Genomic DNA, 19,573 nt, shown 5'->3' on the forward strand with positions numbered 1-19,573 from the left:
TGCGTGACGTAGAAGGAAGTACGGGCTCTTCCCCTGCGACCCGACGCCACGGGCCGGGGTCTCCGGTCCGCTCCGACGCTATGCCGCAAGGTGAGACGAGCGGGGGGTTATCGGCCATTCTCGACACCACTCCGGCGTGTGACGCTGCTCTCCGCGCCACGCTCTTCGCGCCGGGTGTGTACGGCGTCCCGGGGCTCCTTGCGCCCCTGTCCCGCCCGCGCCGACCAGCGTCCGCCGCCCGGCCGCGGAGATGGTCCGCACACACCGGGCGCAGGGCAGGGGCCACAACGCCCCCGCGAGATATCGCGCTGATCACGTCACTAAGGCTATCGCTCCCCCCAGGTCCCCCGTCATGAGCCGTATGTGTACAAAACAGGGACCAGAACTTTGACGTTCTGCACAGAACCACCAGCCCGGAACGGGACGCAGTCCCCCCGGGGCAGGGGTGCAGGGAGACGCAGTCCCCGCCGGGGACGCAGGGGGGCAGGGGTGCAGGGGACGCATTCCCCGCCGGGGCAGGGGCGGAGCCCCTGGATGGGACGGGTAGGGGCGGCGGGGGCGAAACACCTTGGGGCCACCCCACGCCCCGCCCCCGACCACCGCCCCCACCCTGAGCGCTCCTCGAGAACCACCCCACCGCCGGAGGCCTACGCCGCGATACGCCCCGCCATCTCCACCGCCTCCCCCAACGAGTCCACCACCGGCGCCCCGACCCCCTCCAGGCTGGCCCGACTGTGCGACCCGCCGGTGTACAGCACGGCCTTCGCCCCGGCGTGCAGCGCGGCCACCGCGTCGTCCGCCGCGTCCCCGATCACCACCGTGCGCGACGGCTCCACCCCGGCCAGCGCCGCCAGGTGACGCACCATGTGCTCGGCCTTACTGCCCCCGGAGGGCCCGATCCGCCCGTCGACCCGGACGAAGTGCGGCTCGATCCCGAACCCCCGGACCAGCGGTACGAGTTCATCGTGCACGTACATGCTCAGCAGCGACTGGCTGTGCCCCGCCGACCGCCATCCGGCGAGCAGCTCCGCCGCACCCTCGGTGAGCCGGCACCGCACCCGGTGCTCGGCGTAGTACCGGTGGAAGACTCCGTCCATCAGCTCCCACTCGGCGTCGGTGGGCAGCCTGCCCATCAGCCGCTCGTAGAACCTCGGCACCGGCACGCAGTACAGCGCCCGGTACTGCTCCAGTGTTATCGGCTCCAGCCCCAACTCGACGAACGCCGCGTTCGTCGCCCCGATGATCGCGTCGTTGTCGTGGAACAACGTCCCGTTCCAGTCCCAGACGATGTGCGCCGCTTGCTGCTTCCCCATGTCTGCAAAAGTACCCGCCACCACCGACAGTCAAGTGACCGGCGGACCCCGAAACGTCCCGGAGCGCGACCCTAGGGAACAGTGCGGTCCGGAGAATCCGGGCTGGTCCGGGATGGTGCCGGGCGACGCGCGCTCAGTCCCCGGACCCCAGCAGGCTCGCGATCTCCTGCGGGGCGAACCAGAGCAGCTCGTGGTCCTCGGCCCCGTCCACCACGACCTGCGCGTCGTCGTCCCCGCCGCCCGCCGCGGCGAGCGCCCGCACGGCGGCGGTCACGTCCGCCTCCGCCTCGTGGGCGTCGACGTGCACCGCGGCAGCCTTGGCCAGCCGTACGACACCGCTCACCCGCACCTCGCCCGGCCCGTCCGGGTCGGGCCCGTCGTCGGGCCCGGGGCCGGGTTCGACGGCGGCCATCCGGTCCGGCACGTCGACGGCGACCACGACCCGCCGCCGCGGCGCGTCCGGGTCCGCGTCCAGGAGCCGCAGCGACGCGAGCGCCGCCCTGCCGAGCGCCGCGTACTCCAGTTCCTCGGTGTCATCGGAGCGGTACCACTCGCGCAGCGCGGGCGTGACGGCGTACGCGACGAGCGGTCCGGCTCCCAGCTCACCCGTCTTGTGCGCCTCGGCGAGGCCGGGGAGGGTCAGGGGGACGTAGACGCGCATGGCTGGCCGCTCTTCTCGTGGTCGCCGGCTCGGATCGCCGACTCGGACTCGGCGCCCGGGAAGCACGGTTCCGCACCTTCCGGAGGGCCTTCAGGATACGTGCGGGCGTCCCCTTTCGAGTCCCTGCCCACACCCCGGCGGACGTCAACTCAGGCGCCCGGTTCTCACCCGGTGCCGGCCCATGACGTCGGGCCTCGGGCACTCTGACCCACCCCTGATAGGTGAACCCTCCGGCACCTCGCGCCCGCCCCGACGCTTGCTTGCCGCAGCGGGCCACGACCCCGTACAAGATCCACAGCAGCAAGTTACCACTCGGTAGACGCAGAGCTCCAAGACCCATCGAACGGGGGCCCCCATGGACAAGGTCATGACGAGGACACAGCACCACCCCGGCGCCCACCCAGCCGGCGCCCACCACCCTGGTGCCCGCCCTCCCGGCGCCCGTCCTCCCGGCCGCCGCGACACCCGCCGCCCGGGCGGCGCCCCGCCCCGCACCCCCGACGGCGGCGCCCCGCGCACCGCACCACCCCGCACCCCGGCCGTCCCGCCCACCGCCGGCTCCCCCGCCCCCGCCCCCACCCACCCTGCCGCCGGGCAGCCGGGCAACGGGCGGCCGGCCCAGAACCGTCCAGCAAACGGCCACCCGGCCGCTCCCGCCACCCTCCCCGTGCCCCCGCCCCCCACGCCCCTCGCCCTCGCCGCCGTCCCCGTCCAGACCCCGCGTCGTCCTCTCGCCCAGCCCCGGCCCACCGACCTCTTCGCGGACCGCCTCCTCGCCGTCCTGACCGGCCGCCGCCCCGTCCACTTCATGCTCCGGCACACCCTCGGCCGCGCCTACGACGACCTCGCCCACCTCGCCGAACGCGGCCCCCTGCGCACCACCCACGGCGTCCGTGCCGTCGTCCGCGACATCGGCTACTACGTCCCGCGCCCCGGTGCCATCGAGGCCTTCGCCCGCATCGGCGCCGGCGACCGCCTGCGCGCGATGGCCTTCCGCCTGGAACTCGGCACGGACCGCCGCTGGCGCTGCACCGCCGTGGAACTCGACGGCCCCCGCAGGCCCCACACCCGCCACGCCTGAACCCGCCCACCCCCGAACCCCACCCCCGACGCGCGCAAAGCCCCCGAACACGGAAGGCCCCCGGAGCCCCCGAACACGGAAGGCCCCCGGAGCCCCCGGCACACGCAAGGCCCCAGAACACGAAAAGGCCGGGCCACCCGCAGGTGACCCGGCCCTCAACCGCTGCACAGCCGCCGCAACGACCGTGCGCTCCGCTGCCTGTCGCGGATACTTCCGGCGGTTACTTCTTACGGCGCCGCCCCGTCTTCGCCTGCTTGCGGCGCTCCGCGCGCGTGAGACCGTCGGCCGAGGAACGGACCGGCTCATCGTCGTCACTCTCGAAGTCGCCCTCGATCGTGCCGCCCTCGCCGTCCACCGTCGGCGCCGAGAAGTGCAGCTGACGGCGCTGCGGAGCGTCCAGCCCCTTCGCGCGGATCTCCGGACGCGAACCCGCCTGCGCCGGCACCACGTCCTGCTTGTCCATGTCGACCGGCGCGTCCTCGACCGGGACCTCCTCGACCTGCTGCTCGACCTGGACCTCCAGGTTGAACAGGTAGCCGACGGACTCCTCCTTGATGCCGTCCATCATCGCGGAGAACATGTCGAAGCCCTCACGCTGGTACTCGACCAGCGGGTCCTTCTGCGCCATCGCGCGCAGGCCGATGCCCTCCTGGAGATAGTCCATCTCGTAGAGGTGCTCACGCCACTTGCGGTCCAGGACCGACAGCACGACCCGGCGCTCCAGCTCACGCATGATCTCCGAGCCGAGCTGCGACTCCCGCGACGCGTACTGCTCGCGGATGTCGTCCTTGATGGACTCGGAGATGAACTCGGCCGTCAGACCGGCCCGGTCACCGGCCGCCTCCTCCAGCTCCTCCACCGTCACCTTCACCGGGTAGAGCTGCTTGAAGGCACCCCACAGCCGGTCCAGGTCCCAGTCCTCGGGGAAGCCCTCGGCGGTCTCCGCGCCGACATACGCGTCGATCGTGTCGTCCATGAAGTGGTGGATCTGCTCCTGCAGGTCCTCGCCCTCCAGCACGCGACGCCGCTCACCGTAGATGACCTCACGCTGACGGTTGAGCACCTCGTCGTACTTCAGGACGTTCTTACGCGTCTCGAAGTTCTGCTGCTCCACCTGCGACTGCGCGGACGCGATCGCGCGCGTGACCATCTTGTTCTCGATCGGCACGTCGTCCGGCACGTTCGCCATCGACATCACACGCTCGACCATCTGCGCCTTGAACAGCCGCATCAGGTCGTCGCCCAGCGACAGGTAGAAACGGGACTCGCCCGGGTCGCCCTGACGGCCGGAACGACCGCGCAGCTGGTTGTCGATCCGACGCGACTCGTGCCGCTCGGTGCCGAGGACGTACAGCCCGCCCAGCTCCTTGACCTCGTCGAACTCGGCCTTGACCGCCTGCTCGGCCTTCTCCAGGGCGGCGGGCAGCGCGGCCGCCCACTCCTCGATGTGCTCCTCCGGGTCGAGGCCGCGCTGGCGCAGCTCCGCCTCGGCGAGGTCGTCGGGGTTGCCGCCGAGCTTGATGTCCGTACCACGGCCGGCCATGTTCGTGGCCACCGTGACCGCGCCCCTACGGCCCGCCTGGGCGACGATCGACGCCTCACGCTCGTGGTGCTTGGCGTTCAGCACCTCGTGCTGGATGCCCCGCTTGGACAACTGCTGCGACAGGTACTCGGACTTCTCGACCGACGTCGTGCCGACGAGGATCGGCTGACCCTTCTCGTGCTTCTCGGCGATGTCGTCGACGACCGCCTCGAACTTCGCGACCTCGGTGCGGTAGATCAGGTCCGACTGGTCCTTGCGGACCATCGGCCGGTTCGTCGGGATCGGCACCACGCCGAGCTTGTAGATCTGGTGGAACTCGGCGGCCTCGGTCATCGCCGTACCCGTCATGCCGCAGAGGCCGGGCTGTTCCTTGCCGTTGTGGTCGTGACGCTTGTAGAGGCGGAAGAAGTTCTGCAGGGTGATCGTGGCGAGCGTCTGGTTCTCGTCCTTGATGTCCACCCCTTCCTTCGCCTCGATCGCCTGGTGCATGCCCTCGTTGTAACGGCGACCGGCCAGGATACGACCGGTGTGCTCGTCGACGATCATGACTTCGCCGTCCATGACGACGTAGTCCTTGTCCTTCTTGAAGAGCTCCTTCGCCTTGATGGCGTTGTTCAGGTAGCCCACCAGAGGCGTGTTCACCGACTCGTAGAGGTTGTCGATGCCCAGCCAGTCCTCGACCTTGCTGACACCGCTCTCGTGAATGGCGACCGTGCGCTTCTTCTCGTCGACCTCGTAGTCGCCGGTCTCCTCGATGCCCTTGAGCGGGTTGCCGGCCTCGCCCCTCTTCAGGCGCGTCACCAGCTTCGCGAAGTCGCCGTACCACTTGGTGGCCTGGTCGGCCGGGCCGGAGATGATCAACGGCGTGCGCGCCTCGTCGACCAGGATCGAGTCGACCTCGTCGACGATGGCGAAGTTGTGGCCGCGCTGGACCAGCTCGTCCTGCGCCCACGCCATGTTGTCGCGCAGGTAGTCGAAGCCGAACTCGTTGTTCGTGCCGTACGTGATGTCGCACGCGTACATCTCGCGCCGCTGGGCCGGCGTCATGTTGGCCAGGATGCAGCCGACCTCCAGGCCCAGGAACTTGTGGACGCGGCCCATCATCTCCGAGTCGCGCTCGGCCAGGTAGTCGTTGACCGTGATCAGGTGCACGCCGTTGCCGGAAAGCGCGTTCAGATACGCGGGCAGCGTGCCGACGAGGGTCTTGCCCTCACCGGTCTTCATCTCCGCCACATAGCCGAGGTGCAGGGCCGCGCCGCCCATGATCTGCACGTCGTAGTGGCGCTGGCCCAGCACGCGCTTCGCGGCCTCGCGCACGGTGGCGAACGCCTCGGGCAACAGGTCGTCCAGACTCTCACCATCGGCGTACCGCTGCTTGTACTCCTCGGTGAGGGCCCGCAGCTCGGCGTCGGAGAGGTCGACGAAGTCCTCTTCGATGGAGTTGACCTGGTCCGCGATGCGGTGCAGCTTGCGCAGGATCTTGCCTTCGCCTGCACGCATGATCTTCGAGAGGACGGACACGGGGGTTGGTCTCCTTGCCGGTCGGGCCTAGGACGGACGGTTTCCATGTGACTCATTGAGCAACGGCCATCGTATGCGAGGACCCCACCACGCCGGGAGGCCTGCCGCGACGAGGACTGCACACCGCTGCGCGGCTTCACCAAAATCTTCTTCAAAGAGGACAACGGACGAGCCCCGCCGATGGTGCCGCGTCCGCCTGACGAAGTGCGCGAATTGTGATCACCCGCTCACGCGACGCAAACCGATGGCGGCCACCGCGCCCTCCCAGCAGAATCGGCCGATGGAGCACCCGCCCGTCACCCTCACCAGCGCCCGCCTCGTCCTGCACCCCCTCGGGCCCGAGGACACCGAAGCCGTCTACACGGCGGCCCAGGACCCCGACATCCAGCGCTGGACGACCATCCCCTCCCCCTACCTCCCCGAGCACGCGCGCAGCTTCGTCGAGCTGATCGCACCGGAGGGCTGGGCGACCGGCGCGATGTTCACCTTCGGCGTCTTCCTCCCCGGCAAAACCCTCACCGGCGTACTCAGCCTCACCATGCGCTCCCCGGACGCCGCAGAGATCGGCTTCTGGGCCGTCAAGGAACACCGCGGCCGCGGCTACACCACCGAGGCCGCCCTCACCGCCACCCGCTGGGCCTTCACCACGCTCCGCGTCGACCGCGTCGAATGGCGGGCGGAAGTCGGCAACACCGCCTCCCGCGCGGTGGCGGAACACGCCGGCTTCACCCCGGAGGGCACCCTGCGCTCGGCCATCGACAACAAGGGCGTACGACGAGACTGCTGGCTCGCCTCTCTGCTCCCCTCGGACCTCGGACTCCCGTCCACCGCACCGTACCTACCCGCCCCGTCGGACGACTGACGCCCACCGCCACCGACCATCGCCCACGCACCGCAAACCCTCACCCCACGCCCGCCACGCCCCACCCACACCCGACCAATCCGACGAACCCCCAGCTCATCGGCGACTGTCAGACCCACCGCCTATCGTGCCCACCATGACGACCCCGCGCCCCGCAGCCGAGCTCTCCGCAGACGAAGCCCGCCGCATCGCCCTGCGCGCACAGGGCTTCCTCGGCACGCCCGACCGCAAGGCCGGCGTCCGTGGCGTGCTCCGCCACCTCGGCGCGGTCCAGCTCGACACCATTTCGGTCCTGGCCCGCTCCCACGAACTGATCCCCTACGCCCGCCTGGGCGCCGTGGGCCGCAAGGCGGTCGAGCACGCCTACTGGCACAACGCCCACGCCTTCGAGTACTGGTCCCACGCCGCCTGCATCCTTCCCATAGAGGAATGGCCGCACTTCGCCTTCCGCCGCCGCGCCTACCGCAACCGGCCGCACTGGAACCACGCCCTCCCCGAGGGCACGTACGACCAGGTACTCAAGCAACTCCGCGCCGAAGGCCCCCTCACCGCGACGGACCTGGGCGGAGCAAAGAAGACCAGCGAGTGGTGGGACTGGTCGGGCACCAAGGTCGCCGTGGAACGCGCGCTGATGTACGGCGAGGTGGTCTGCGTGGAGCGCCGCGGCTGGAAGCGCGTGTACGACCTGGCCGAACGCGCCGTACCCACCACCCTGCTGCACGACGAACTCGACGACGCCGAATGCCTGCGCCGCCTCGTCCTCCTGGCCGGCCGGTCCCTCGGTGTGGGCACGCGCGCGGACATCGCCGACTACCACCGTCTCAAGGGCGAACAGGTCGACGCGGTGATCGCCGACTCCGGCCTGGTCCCGGTCACGATCGAAGGCTGGGGGAAGCCCGCATGGGCCGATCCGGCGGCGATCCAGGCGACTCCGCGCGGCCGCCACCGCACCACGCTCCTGTCCCCCTTCGACTCGCTGATCTGGGAACGGGCGCGCACCGAGCGCATCTTCGGCTTCACCCACCGCCTGGAGGCCTACGTCCCGAAGCCGAAACGGGTCCACGGCTACTTCGCGATGCCGGTCCTGGCCGGCGGCCGGCTCGTCGGCCGTGTGGACCCCGCCCGCGAGGGCCGCACCCTGGTCGCCAAGCAGGTCACCCTTGACGGCGCGAAGGCGGTCCCGGCGGTCGCCCAGGCCCTGCTCGAAGCCGCGACCTGGGTGGACTGCACGGACGTGCGCGTGGAGCGGGTGGACGCCCCGGAGCTGCGCGAACCTCTCGCCAGGGAACTCACCCGCGCACTCAGCTGACCCGGCCGCCCACGACGGCCCGGACCGGATCCCGCCGATGGTTCGGGCCGACGTCACCCGACGGACCGGTCCGACCCGTCCGACTCAGCCGATCGGATCAGGCGGGCCCGCGTCAGCGGATCTCGAGGATCTTCTCCCGCATCGCGTACACCACCGCCTCCATCCTGGAGTGCAGCTGCAACTTCTCCAGGATGTTGCGCACATGGTTCTTCACCGTGTTCTCGGAGATGAACAACTCCTTGGCGATGTCACGGTTGTTCATCCCCGTGGCGACCAGCTTGAGCACCTCCAGCTCCCGGTCCGTCAGCCGCGGCGCGGGGACGAGGCGGCGCTCGTCGGTCCGCTGGATCATCGACTTGAACTCGGTGAGCAGCTTCGACGCCATGGAGGGACTGATCTGCGACTGCCCGTCGGCCACGGCACGGATCGCGGTGGCGACCTCGTCCGTGGAGATCTCCTTGAGGAGATAACCGGTCGCGCCCGCCTTGATCGCCTCGTAGAGGTCCGCTTCCTCGTCGCTGATCGTCAACATGATGATCTTCGCGCTGGGAGCGACCTCCTTGATGGAGGTGCACGCCTCGATGCCGCCGCGCTTGGGCATCCGCACGTCCATCAGCACGATATCGGGCAGCAGGTCGGCCGCCTTGTCCACGGCCTCGGCGCCGTCACCCGCCTCACCGACGACCTGGATGTCCTCCTCGGCCGCGAGCACGATCTCCAGTCCGCGGCGGAACAGGGCGTGGTCGTCCACGACAAGGACTCTGATCGGCTCCTTGCGTGAAGTGCCGTCATCACCCGCGTCCGGGCCCATGCCGACGCCACCCTCGTGGGCATCATCGTCACGCATCGGTCCGAAGCTGTCCGCCATCGTTCCTCCCCCTGAAGGCTGCGGCCGTGGTCCTGAGCCATCGCCAACCCAAGGCAACGGCCCATCGGTTGGGCCGCCCTGCCATGATTCCATGCCCGGACGACAACGCGGTGACAGAGCGAGCCGCCCGAGGGGTCGCGCACGGGTGCCCCTGGGGGCGCACGCGCGCTCCAGGGGCACACCGCTCAGCTGTCACCGGGCGCGTCAGCCGCCCAGCGCGCCACCCGCCTCGGGTGAGTGCGCCTGGGCCACCATCGGGTCGGTGTCGAGGTAGATCACGCCGTAGTCGTAGGCGTGCCGCCGGTAGACGACACTGGGCTGCTTCGTCTCGGAGTCGACGAACAGATAGAAGTCGTGTCCGACCAGTTCCATCTCGTAGAGGGCCTGGTCGAGCGTCATCGGGGCTGCGACGTGCGTCTTCTCACGGACCACGAGGGGGCCGTCGCCCTGCACCTCGAGCGAACCGATGCGCTTCGTCGGCACGCTCTCCGACTCCTCGGAGGAGACGGGACGGCCGTTGCCGTTGAGCGTCGCCACACCCGGGACGTGGTCGGGAACCTCAGCCGCGGACAGCCTGCGGGCACCGCGGCGCGTGTATCGCTTGTCGTGCTGCTTGCGCAGCTGGGCGTCCAGCTTCTCCGCCGCCAGGTCGAGTGCCGCGTACGCGTCGCTGGCGGCCGCCTCCGCCCGGATCACCGGGCCGCGCGAGCGGAGCGTGATCTCCACTCGGTCGCACCGGTCGGCTTGTCGGGGGTTGGGCTCCTTGGACACCTCGACGTCGAGGCTGATCACCTTGCCGTCGAGCTTCTGGATCTTCTCCAGGTTCAGCTTCTCGGCCACGTGCTTGCGAAACCGCTCGGGCACCTCGGTCTTGCGGCCCTTGACGACGATGTCCACGCAGAACTCCGTTCCCGGAACACTCCGCTTCTCTGGCGGAGCGTCTCCCTTTTGCACCAGGCCCCGGTGAGCACCGGAACCTCCGACTTGGCGACTTCCACCTCCTCCTCCCCCATCGGCGAGATCTACACCCCATGTGCTGCGGGTGATGACCAAAACCGCAGCACGGCATTCGGATTTGAGAGGTGTGGCCTGCGGCTTTCCCTCACAACCGAACATATCTCGCCCGGACGGATGTCGTCACCCTCTACTGCGGCGTACCTCCGTTCAGGTGAATTGACTCTCTCATTACCTGCAACGACGCAAGATCTCCGTCAGTTCCGGTTTATTTCTAAAGAGTCGGCGAAGCCGCGACCACGGCCGCGCAGAGCACGCCACCGGCGCCGGCATGCGACAGACCGGCATCCGGCGGACCGGCGGTTCTCGCGGTTCCCGAGGAGCCCCCGACCGCCGTCGCTCCGGCTGATCGCACCGGTGCCGCACACGTCCCGTCCGTCCCGTCGACGTCTGCCTCCCTCGCTCCGGACGACTCCTCTCTTCTGCCTTCCCTCGCGACGCCCGCGTACACGGCCCACGCACCTCCACCACACACCTCCCTCGCCATCTCCTCCCCGCCCTCTCCACCCTTCACCCGTTGCCCCGGGCCCGCCCGTCGTCGTCCAGGCTCCGGGCCCGGCGCCCCGCCGGTCCCTCGTCCACGGTCCGGGCACGGCAGCCCATCCGCCCGTCGTCCCGGGTACGGCCCCGCCGTGACTCCCGCCCCACCCGCCGGCCCCGAAGGCTCCCCGCACACCGCCGCATCCAGGCGACCCGTGCCCCCCGGCGCCCCCGCGCTGCCGGTCTCCCCCGCCCATACGACCGCCCCGGTCGCCGCCCGGACCGCACGGGCCGCCTCCGCCAGTGAAGCGCCGGTCGTCACCAGATCGTCGACGAGGACCACCGAACCACCACTCAACAGCCGCGCTCCGCCTGGCGCCACCGCCAGCGCGCCGACCAGGTTGTGCAGCCGCTGCCGGGCGTCGAGCCCCGACTGGTCGGCCACCGGCCGCCGCTGCCGGAGCACCGCCGCCACCCGCGCCGGCACCCCGGCCCGCCGCAGCTCACCGGCCGCCGCGAGCGCGATCCGCCGCGCCGGATCATGACCACGAGCCCGGACGGCGGCGGGGGCGGAGGGGACGGGGACCAGCAGAACGTTTCCGGGGGGTTGGGCCCCCTCCCCCCACCCCACCCCCGCCTCCCTCATCCCCGCCCGCACAGCCCCCGCCAGCGCCGCTCCGAGCGGTCGCGTGAGCGCCAGCGCGCCGCGTTCCTTGTGCGCCAGCAGCGCCGCCCGGACCTCGTCGGCATATCGGGCCGACGCGTGCACGGCGGGCAGCCCGGGTGGTTCCAGCACGGGGCGCACCCGGAACGGCGCGGTGTCGCACAGCGCCGCTCGGCATGGCGGGCAGAGCACCGTGCGTGCCCTTCCGCAGCCCCCGCACTCGGCGGGCAGTACCAGGCCGGCCAGTTCCTGCCACCACCTGCGAGCGCCTTCCACGTCGACCACTGTGCCGACTTCGGGAGCGGATCACCACCCCTGTGGAAAACCCTGTGGAAAACTGCCCGGCGTCCTTGTGGTCGACTCGGCGGGACGGCATACGGCGCAATTGGCCGATGCAAACGAAACAGCGACCGAAAACCGGGCGGCCTCTCCGCTTCGCCTCGGAGCAGCGCGACGCGACCCGCCGAAATCCGCGGAACCCGAAGACCGGCCCGATGAACCCGATGAATCCGGGGAGAGAGGTCGGCCGATGTACCCGCGCAGGCAGACCGGCCGATGAACTCGACGAAGTAAGGAACGGGGAAGCGGAAAGGATCTATCCCGGGTAGAACGTCACTGAAGCGGTCTCCTTCAGTGTCCGCCACCCGCTTCCGCCGGGCAGCCACAGCAGACCGTTCTTGGAGGTCGCGAAGAGCGGGGTGTCGCTGTCCTCGGAGGCGGCGATGCTGGTGACCTCGGTGAGTCCGGGCAGTGTGCCCGCCTCGGGGATCGAGCCGTCGCTCTGTACGTACTGCACCTGTTCGACGCCGCCGGCTTCCCGTCCGACCACCACGAGCCGGCTGTCACCGGCCCAGGACACCGCTCGGACCTGTTCCAACTCGGGTGTCGCGGAACGCAGTTCCTGGACCGACAGGGACGGCGGTTCGGCGCCGCCGGTGCGTTCGATGCGCCCGATGAGCAGGGACTGCTTGCCTCCCTTGTCCACGACGAGGGCGATCCGTACGCCGTCGGCGGCCACGCGCACGGCGTCGACACGGCCGTCGAGCCCCGGGGTGAGCACCTTCAGTGGCTCTCCGCCGCCCTTCTGCAGCAGGAGCAGCCGCGGGTCGGCGGGGTTGCGGTCGGCCACCCAGAGGTTGCCCTCGGCATCCCAGCTGGGGGTGGTGAGCCGGTCGGACTCCGTTTTGCCGGTGCTCTGCAGGACGGGGTCGCCGACGGTGCTGCCGGAGAGGGTGGAGGTGACGTAGAGCGCCTTGCCGTCCAGGGCCACTCCGGCGGCGCTGCGTTCGTCTCGGGCGACCGCCACGGAGCGCAGGGCCGTGGCGCCGGCTCCGAGGGCTCCGGGGACGGGGTCGGCTTTGGCGTTGCCGCTGCCGGCGGCCATCCGGACGAGGCGGTGCTGGCCGTCGATGAAGTACAGGTAGCCGGGGTCGCTGTGGGAGCCGCGCGCGGCGACGGTCTTGGCCTGGTCCTCGGACAGGGAGCACACCTGGCTGCCGCCCGCGCGCAGCGCGATCTCGCCGACGGTGGGGGCCAGGCTCTGGAGGGAGAACAGCAGCTGGGCCGCCATCTCGTCGCATTTGGCCTGGCCGATGTGGGCGGCCTTGTCGTTCAGCGGGACGGTGACCTTGTTCTGGTCGTCGGGGGTCAGCGAGGTGACGCCCTTGGCGAGTGCGGTCCCGCTGGGGAATCCCGATCTGACGACGGGGCGGAGCCAGCTGGTGGGGCCGCTGAGAACAGCGCGCACCATCTGCGTCATGGGGTCGACCCGGCCGCGGACGTAGACGGGGTCGGCGACGGCCACGGGCTGCCCGGATCCCTCGACGGCGGTGTCGGAGGCGAAGTAGTACTTGTTGACGGACACGTAGTTGCGCTGGAAGTCCGATTTACCCATGACGACGCCGTCGGGGAGCGCGTCGATGCGCCACTGCTCTTTCTTGGTGTCGCGGGTGAGGTGGATGGTCTGTCCGTAGTCTCCCGAGGCGGGCGTGTAGGCCTGCTGGGCGTCCACGACGGCGACCCTGGAGCCGGACAGGATGTACGAGCGGTCGTCGCCCTCCCGGTTCCCGGCGGGTCCGGTCATGGTCGCCGGACCGTCCGCGAGGACGGTCGTGGACCGTTCTGGTCGCCACTTCTGGGCGGCTTTCCCGGTCAGGTACTGGCGTGCCGTCGAGTAGCTGGGGTCGTCGCTGGTGAGCGCTTCCAGAAAGCCCTGGAGGATCTCCAGGGGCTGTGCGTCGTCGCGGGGCGGCATGGCGAACACCCGGACCTGGGTGTCCTGTCCCGGGGTGGATTCGACCCCGCGCAGGTCGCCGCTGTCGGGCATCGATGCGCACCCGGCCAGCAGGACGACTCCGCAGACGGCGTACGCCATCGCGCGCCCCGGCGTGCGCTGGGTTTCCCCTCCGCGCTGGTCAGCGCCCACGAGATGCCTCCCCTTGCTTGTCCGCGCTCTCGGCCGCGCCGTCCGCCCGGCCCGCGCCTCCGGCGGGCGCCGTGCCTCCGGCGGCTCCTGCGCCCGTCGTGTCCCCCGGGTCGGCCCGGCCGGTGTCCACCGTGGCACCCGTCGGTTCGCCCGCAGACGTCGTCCCGTCATCCGGCCATTCGTCGTGCCGCGCTCCGCCACCAGGGTTCGACCCCGTCCCCGTCGCCGTGCCCGTGCGGGGCACCACGCGCGCGCCGTTGCCGGGCAGTGCCGTCGGGTCGGCGGTGGGGGCGGCGGTGCGGGGGGCGAGCGGTGTCCGGGCGGCCGACTGCTGCTCGCGCGCGGGCTGCACCGGAACGGTGGCGCTCTTCTCGCCGCCGCGGCGCGGCTGACCGGCGTCGTCGAGTTCGCCGCGGTTGCGGCGGGAGTCCTTGGGCTCGAGCGGTATCGGCGAGCCCCGCAGGGGTTCGTCGGCGGTCCTGGGCAGCGTCAGCCGGAACTGGGAGCCGCCGCCGGGCTCGCCCCAGGCCTGCAGCCAGCCGCCGTGCAGTCGTGCGTCCTCGAGGGCGATGGACAGTCCGAGGCCGGTGCCGCCGGTGGTACGCGCGCGTGCCGGGTCGGCGCGCCAGAACCGGCTGAAGACGCGGGTGGCCTCGCCGGGCTTGAGTCCGACGCCGTAGTCGCGGACGGCGATCGCGACGGCTCCGCCCGCGGCGGCCAGTTTGACGACGACGTCCTTGCCCTCGCCGTGTTCCACGGCGTTGACCACCAGGTTGCGCAGCACGCGTTCCACGCGCCGGGCGTCGGCCTCGGCGACGACGGGCTGCTGGTCGCCGATGACGCGGACGGTCGTCCCCTTGCGTTCGGCGAGCGGCGCGGCCCCGCTGACGACGCGCCGCACGATGGCCCTGAGGTCGATCGGCTCGGCCTCGAGGGCGGCGGCGCCGGCGTCGAAGCGGCTGATCTCGAGCAGGTCGGCGAGGAGCGTCTCGAACCGGTCGAGCTGGTCGGCGAGGAGTTCCGCGGACCGCGCGGTGACGGGGTCGAAGTCGACTCGGGCATCGTGGATGACGTCTGCGGCCATGCGTACGGTTGTCAGGGGCGTCCGCAGCTCGTGTGAGACGTCGGACACGAACCGCCGCTGCATCCGTGACAGGTCCTCCAGCTGCTGGATCTTCAGTTGGAGGTTCTGGGCCATCTTGTTGAAGGCCTCGCCGAGCCGTGCGATGTCGTCCTCGCCGGTGACCTTCATCCGTTCCTGGAGCCGTCCGGCGGACAGCCGTTCGGCGATCCCGGCGGCCATCCGCACGGGGGTGACGACCTGCCGCACGACGAGCCAGGCGATGGCTCCGAGGAGGACGACGACGAAGAGTCCGGCGGTCGCCAGTGTGCCCTTGACCAGGCTCAGCGACTTCTCCTCCTGGGTGAGCGGGAAGAGGTAGTACAGCTCGTATGGGTCGCTGTTGGGGTCGTTGACCTGCTTGCCGATGACGAGGGCCGGCTGGGACTCCTTGTCGTTGAGATAGATGATGCGTGAGTAGCTCTGGAATGCGCCGGTGCCGGTGTTGACCCGCGCGCGGAGGTTCTGAGGAACGCTCTTGTTGGGGTCGACGTATCCGGAGGCACGCGGTCCGTATCCGCCGCCGTTGTCGAAGCCGGGCGGCAGGGTGACCACGTCGAAGGCGCCTTGGCCGCCGCTGGACAGCGACAGCACGAGCTCGCTCATCCATTCGCTGACGTTCTGCGAGGTGCGGCCGTCGGCCGGGGTGCCGCCGTCGGCGGGCGTACCGGCGGCCTCGTCGGCCTTCTGCTTGGCCACCGCGAACCCGCCGGTGGCCTGGCTCTGCGATGCCTTGACCTTGGCGTCGAGCAGGCCGTTGCGCACCTGCCCGATCACGACGAAGCCCAGCAGCAAAACGACCCCGAGCGACATCAGCAGGGTCGTGGCGACGACCTTCAGCTGGATGTTGCGCCGCCACAGCCGCATGACCGGCAGCAGCGGCCGCCGTATCCACCGCATCAGCAGCCTGAGGACGGGGCTGTGTTTCACCCCGCCCCGCAGCAGCCCGCCTTCGAGGAGGCGCGCGAAGCGTGAACCCGCTGTCCCACGGCCGACAGGCCGCTCCGGACGGGCCCCGGACCGTCCGGGGGCCGAAGCGGCGCTGTCCCCTGACATGTCAGCTGGGTCCTGCCTTGTATCCGACGCCACGGACGGTCACCACGATCTCCGGCCGCTCGGGGTCCTTCTCGACCTTCGAGCGCAGCCTCTGTACATGCACGTTGACCAGGCGGGTGTCGGCGGCGTGCCGGTAGCCCCACACCTGCTCGAGGAGCACCTCGCGGGTGAAAACCTGCCAGGGCTTGCGCGCCAGGGCGACCAGCAGGTCGAACTCCAGCGGGGTCAGCGCGATCGACTGGCCCTCCCGCTTCACGGAGTGACCGGCCACGTCGATGACGAGGTCGCCTATGGCGAGCTGTTCGGGCGCCGGCTCCTCCGACCTCCGCAGCCGGGCCCGGATGCGGGCGACCAGCTCCTTCGGCTTGAACGGCTTGACGATGTAGTCGTCGGCGCCGGACTCCAGTCCGACGACCACGTCGACGGTGTCGCTCTTCGCCGTGAGCATCACGATCGGTACACCGGACTCCGCCCTGATCAGGCGGCACACCTCGATGCCGTCCCGGCCGGGCAGCATCAGGTCCAGCAGCACCAGGTCGGGTTTCGCCTCACGGAAAGCGGCCAGCGCCTTGTCGCCGTCAGCTACGAAAGACGGCTCGAAACCTTCACCACGCAGCACAATGCCGAGCATCTCGGCCAGTGCGGTGTCGTCGTCGACGACAAGGACTCGTCCCTTCATAAACGACATCATCCCATTCTCGTAACAGTGAAGGAGGCGCAGGTGAGAAGGCTCACCGGCCAGTGACGATAGTCGTACGGACCGGTCACTGTCTGCCCCGGGCCGCCGACGCCGGTGTCAGCCGCCGATGTCGGCCCGCCTCGGTAGCCTTGGCCCATGCCCTTCGACCTCCAGCCTTACCTGAGTGGCGCACTCGTGGACGTCCGGCCTCTGCGGGAGGCGGACTTCGACGATCTGTACGCCGTCGCCTCCGATCCGCTCGTCTGGGAACAGCATCCGGCCCGCGACCGCCATCGGAGGGACGAGTTCACCCGCTTCTTCCATGAGGCACTTGTCTCTCGGGGCGCTCTCGCCGTGATCGACAGGGAGGACGGTCGGCTGATCGGCTCCTCCCGGTATCACGGGTACGACTCCGAACACGACGAGATCGAGATCGGCTGGACCTTCCTCGCCAGGTCGCACTGGGGCGGGAAGTACAACGGGGAACTCAAGCACCTCATGATCCGGCACGCCTCCCAGTTCGTCGGCACTGTCACGTTCCTGGTGGGGCGGGACAACGTCCGATCCCAGCGGGCCGTCGAGCGGATCGGCGGCGTGCTCAGCGGCACATGGGCCGACGGTAGCGGTGCGGAGAGTCTGCTCTACCGAATGAACTCCCGCACCTTCGCCGCGTCCTGAAGGCCCGTTCCTCTCCATCCGGGCAGGTCCAGGAGTGGTGGGAGAGTGATCCTGGAGCGGTCCGGTGGCGAAATCCTCGTGCGTCTCGGTGTCCTCCAGTGGTGGGATGCGCCGCATGGGTGACTCGTTGCACGACCGCATCCAGGAGTACTACGCGGCCGTCCCCCTCCTTTTCGCCGCCGCCGAGGACTTCGGCCCGCTGCGCCTGTTCGTGCGCGAGGAGCCGGGTGCCCCGTACTACGGCGGTCCCGGCCATGCCCAGCCCGCCGGGCGGGGCGCGGCTCGGATCGGCGCCGACGACATCGCACGGGTGCGTGCCCGCCAGCGGGAGCTCGGCGTGCCGGAGGCATTCGAGTGGCTGGCCGAGGCCGCGCCGGCCCTGCGCGCCCTGATCGAAGCCGCCGGCCTCACGGTGCTGGAGCGCCCGCTCATGGCGCTCCCGGCACACTGTCCGCTCCCGGCCCCACCGCTCCCGGACGGCGTGACGCTGCGCGTGCTGACCGCGGACGATCCCGCGCTGCCTGCCGCCCTCGCCCTGCCCCGCCTGGCCTTCGCCCAGCAGCCGGGCACCGGCCCGGCCGACCGTGCGGAGCTGTCCAGACTGACCGGGGAGGTGACCGGGGACGGCACGGTCGCCGCCGTGCGCCCCACGCTCCGCGCCGGGCACAAGACACTCGTCGCGGCCCTCGCCGCGGACGGCGTCCCCCTGGCGGTCGGCCACTACCACCCGGCGACGGGCGCGACGGAGATCGGCGGCGTCGGCACTCTTCCCTCCGCCCGACGACAGGGCCTGGCCGCCGCCGTGACAGCGGCCCTGGCAGCCCACGCCCGCGAGCACGACGTCGACACGGTCTTCCTCGCCTACGCGCAGGAGTCCGTCGCCCGCATCTACGCCCGCTTGGGTTTCCGCCCCGCCGGCACGACCCTCCTGATCGCCGGCCAGCCCGCCCGCTCATAGAACAACTCGGGATCAGGACAGCTCAGGCTCCCCGGACTCAGCCTCGCCCCTGGCCCCGCCCTCGCCACCTCTACCGCCCCCGCCCCCGTCCTCAGCACTGCCCCGGCCCGCCCTTGCGCACAGCTCGGCGAGCGCGTCGGCCGTCACCGGCGAGATCACGCCCTCCTCCGTGACGATCGCCGTCACCAGCTCGGGCGGCGTCACGTCGAACGCCGGGTTGTACGCCTGCGTCCCCAGCGGCGCCACCGGCACCCCTCCGCCCGCTCCCGTCACCGGCGCCTGCGGCGCCGCGGTCTCCGTCACCTCGTACCCCGGACGCTGCTCCACCTCGATCGACGCCCCGTCCGGCGTGCTGGGATCGACCGTGGTCACCGGCGCCACCACGATGAACGGCACATGGTGGTAGCGGGCGAGGACCGCGAGCGGGTAGCTCCCCACCTTGTTGGCCACCGACCCGTCAGCCGCGATGCGGTCCGCCCCGATCAGCACCGCGTCCACCTCGCCCGCCGCGAAGAGCGAACCCGCCGCGTTGTCCGTCAGCAGGGTGTACGCCATGCCGCTGCGCGCCGCCTCGTACGCGGTGAGCCGGGCACCCTGCAACAGCGGACGGGTCTCGTCCACCCACAGCCGGCGCAGCCGCCCCACCCGGTGCGCCGCGAGCGCCACCGCGAACGCCGTCCCCTCGCCGCCCGACACCAGCGCCCCGCTGTTGCAGTGCGTGAGGATCCGGTGCCCGCCGCCGGGCAGGAGTTCGTCGAGCAGCGCCAGTCCGTGTGCGGCCATCCGGGCGCTGGCGTCGGCGTCCTCCCGGTGCAACTGCCGTGCGGCCTCCAGCGCGGCGCGCGCTCCCTGGCCCGGGTCGCCGCCCGCGGCACGCTCGGCCTGGTACGCGCCGCGGGCCCGGCGCACGCCCAGGGACAGGTTCACCGCGGTGGGCCGGGCCGACGCGAGCGCGTTCGCGGCCTCGTCCACGTCGAAGCCGCGTGCGGCGGCGAGCGCGACGCCGTACGCCCCGGCGATCCCCAGCAACGGCGCCCCGCGCACAACCAGCGACCGGATCGCCTCCACCAGCGCGGACGCGTCCGTACACACCGTTTCGACCTCTTCGGCGGGAAGTCTCGTCTGGTCGAGAAGGACCAGCACGGGACCTTCCGGCAGCTCCTCCCAACGGATCGCAGGTATCTCGGCCGGCACCTTGTCCTCGCCGGATTGCGCGTACTGATCAGCCATGAAGTCAGTCTGCCCCCTATCCGAGGGACCATTGAAGGTGTGCGGCCCGTACCGCGGCCGGTCACCCGGTGAGCACCCCATGGCACGATGGCTCCCAACCTGCCGCCGCGC

At 70.9% G+C, this 19,573-nt stretch carries 13 protein-coding genes and 2 pseudogenes; 5 read left to right on the forward strand and 10 right to left on the reverse strand.

Going from position 1 to position 19,573, the window contains the following annotated elements; translation table 11 throughout:
* Positions 1–647: 647 nt before the first annotated feature.
* On the reverse strand, positions 648–1,313 hold the full coding sequence (locus QA802_RS16990) for an HAD family hydrolase (RefSeq protein ID WP_319168048.1): 666 nt from the start codon (positions 1,311–1,313) through the stop codon (positions 648–650).
* 133 nt (positions 1,314–1,446) lie between these two features.
* Positions 1,447–1,974, reverse strand: a complete 528-nt coding sequence (locus QA802_RS16995) for a DUF6912 family protein (protein WP_334523215.1) — start codon at positions 1,972–1,974, stop codon at positions 1,447–1,449.
* 355 nt (positions 1,975–2,329) lie between these two features.
* On the opposite strand from QA802_RS16995, the gene QA802_RS17000 reads away from it, so the two are divergent.
* Positions 2,330–3,055 (forward strand): Rv3235 family protein, encoded by a 726-nt coding sequence (locus tag QA802_RS17000; protein ID WP_443042133.1) that lies wholly within the window; start codon positions 2,330–2,332, stop codon positions 3,053–3,055.
* Between the two features lie 220 nt (positions 3,056–3,275).
* Here QA802_RS17000 and secA read toward each other — a convergent pair whose 3' ends face one another.
* On the reverse strand, positions 3,276–6,119 hold the full coding sequence (gene secA / locus QA802_RS17005; protein ID WP_319168045.1) for a preprotein translocase subunit SecA: 2,844 nt from the start codon (positions 6,117–6,119) through the stop codon (positions 3,276–3,278).
* Positions 6,120–6,399: 280 nt separating this feature from the next.
* Between secA and QA802_RS17010 the strand changes: the two genes are divergently transcribed.
* On the forward strand, positions 6,400–6,981 hold the full coding sequence (locus tag QA802_RS17010; RefSeq protein ID WP_334523222.1) for a GNAT family N-acetyltransferase: 582 nt from the start codon (positions 6,400–6,402) through the stop codon (positions 6,979–6,981).
* Positions 6,982–7,117: 136 nt separating this feature from the next.
* Positions 7,118–8,290: a winged helix-turn-helix domain-containing protein gene (locus QA802_RS17015; protein WP_334523225.1), complete on the forward strand. Its 1,173-nt coding sequence runs from the start codon at positions 7,118–7,120 to the stop codon at positions 8,288–8,290.
* Positions 8,291–8,402: 112 nt separating this feature from the next.
* Here QA802_RS17015 and QA802_RS17020 read toward each other — a convergent pair whose 3' ends face one another.
* The 6 genes and pseudogenes from QA802_RS17020 to mtrA all read right to left on the reverse strand — a co-directional run bounded on the left by QA802_RS17020 (position 8,403) and on the right by mtrA (position 16,608).
* Positions 8,403–9,158 carry a response regulator gene (locus tag QA802_RS17020; RefSeq protein ID WP_334523228.1) on the reverse strand — a complete coding sequence of 252 codons (756 nt, stop codon included), beginning with the start codon at positions 9,156–9,158 and terminating at the stop codon, positions 8,403–8,405.
* 204 nt (positions 9,159–9,362) lie between these two features.
* On the reverse strand, positions 9,363–10,055 hold the full coding sequence (gene hpf / locus QA802_RS17025) for a ribosome hibernation-promoting factor, HPF/YfiA family (protein ID WP_319168041.1): 693 nt from the start codon (positions 10,053–10,055) through the stop codon (positions 9,363–9,365).
* An 865-nt stretch (positions 10,056–10,920) separates the two neighbouring features.
* Positions 10,921–11,592 (reverse strand): annotated as a pseudogene (locus QA802_RS17030) (ComF family protein); the annotation flags it as partial.
* Positions 11,593–11,911: 319 nt separating this feature from the next.
* Positions 11,912–13,741, reverse strand: a complete 1,830-nt coding sequence (locus QA802_RS17035; protein ID WP_334523232.1) for an LpqB family beta-propeller domain-containing protein — start codon at positions 13,739–13,741, stop codon at positions 11,912–11,914.
* Entirely contained in the window at positions 13,731–15,917 is a 2,187-nt protein-coding gene (gene mtrB, locus QA802_RS17040; RefSeq protein ID WP_334523235.1) for an MtrAB system histidine kinase MtrB, read from the reverse strand. The genes QA802_RS17035 and mtrB overlap by 11 nt, the downstream gene beginning before the upstream one ends.
* Before the next feature lies 1 nt (position 15,918).
* Positions 15,919–16,608, reverse strand: coding sequence for a two-component system response regulator MtrA (gene mtrA, locus QA802_RS17045; RefSeq protein ID WP_187281934.1), 690 nt, complete (start codon positions 16,606–16,608; stop codon positions 15,919–15,921).
* A gap of 144 nt (positions 16,609–16,752) precedes the next feature.
* Between mtrA and QA802_RS17050 the strand changes: the two genes are divergently transcribed.
* Both QA802_RS17050 and QA802_RS17055 read left to right on the forward strand, forming a co-directional pair.
* Positions 16,753–17,274, forward strand: coding sequence for a GNAT family N-acetyltransferase (locus tag QA802_RS17050; RefSeq protein ID WP_334523240.1), 522 nt, complete (start codon positions 16,753–16,755; stop codon positions 17,272–17,274).
* Positions 17,275–17,380: 106 nt separating this feature from the next.
* Entirely contained in the window at positions 17,381–18,232 is an 852-nt protein-coding gene (locus QA802_RS17055; RefSeq protein WP_334523243.1) for a GNAT family N-acetyltransferase, read from the forward strand.
* A gap of 108 nt (positions 18,233–18,340) precedes the next feature.
* Here the strand turns inward: QA802_RS17055 and mtnA are convergent.
* Positions 18,341–19,462 (reverse strand): annotated as a pseudogene (gene mtnA / locus QA802_RS17060) (S-methyl-5-thioribose-1-phosphate isomerase); the annotation flags it as partial.
* Between the last annotated feature and the right edge of the window lie 111 nt (positions 19,463–19,573).

The organism is Streptomyces sp. B21-105 (assembly GCF_036898465.1).
Classification (GTDB): Bacteria; Actinomycetota; Actinomycetes; order Streptomycetales; family Streptomycetaceae; genus Streptomyces.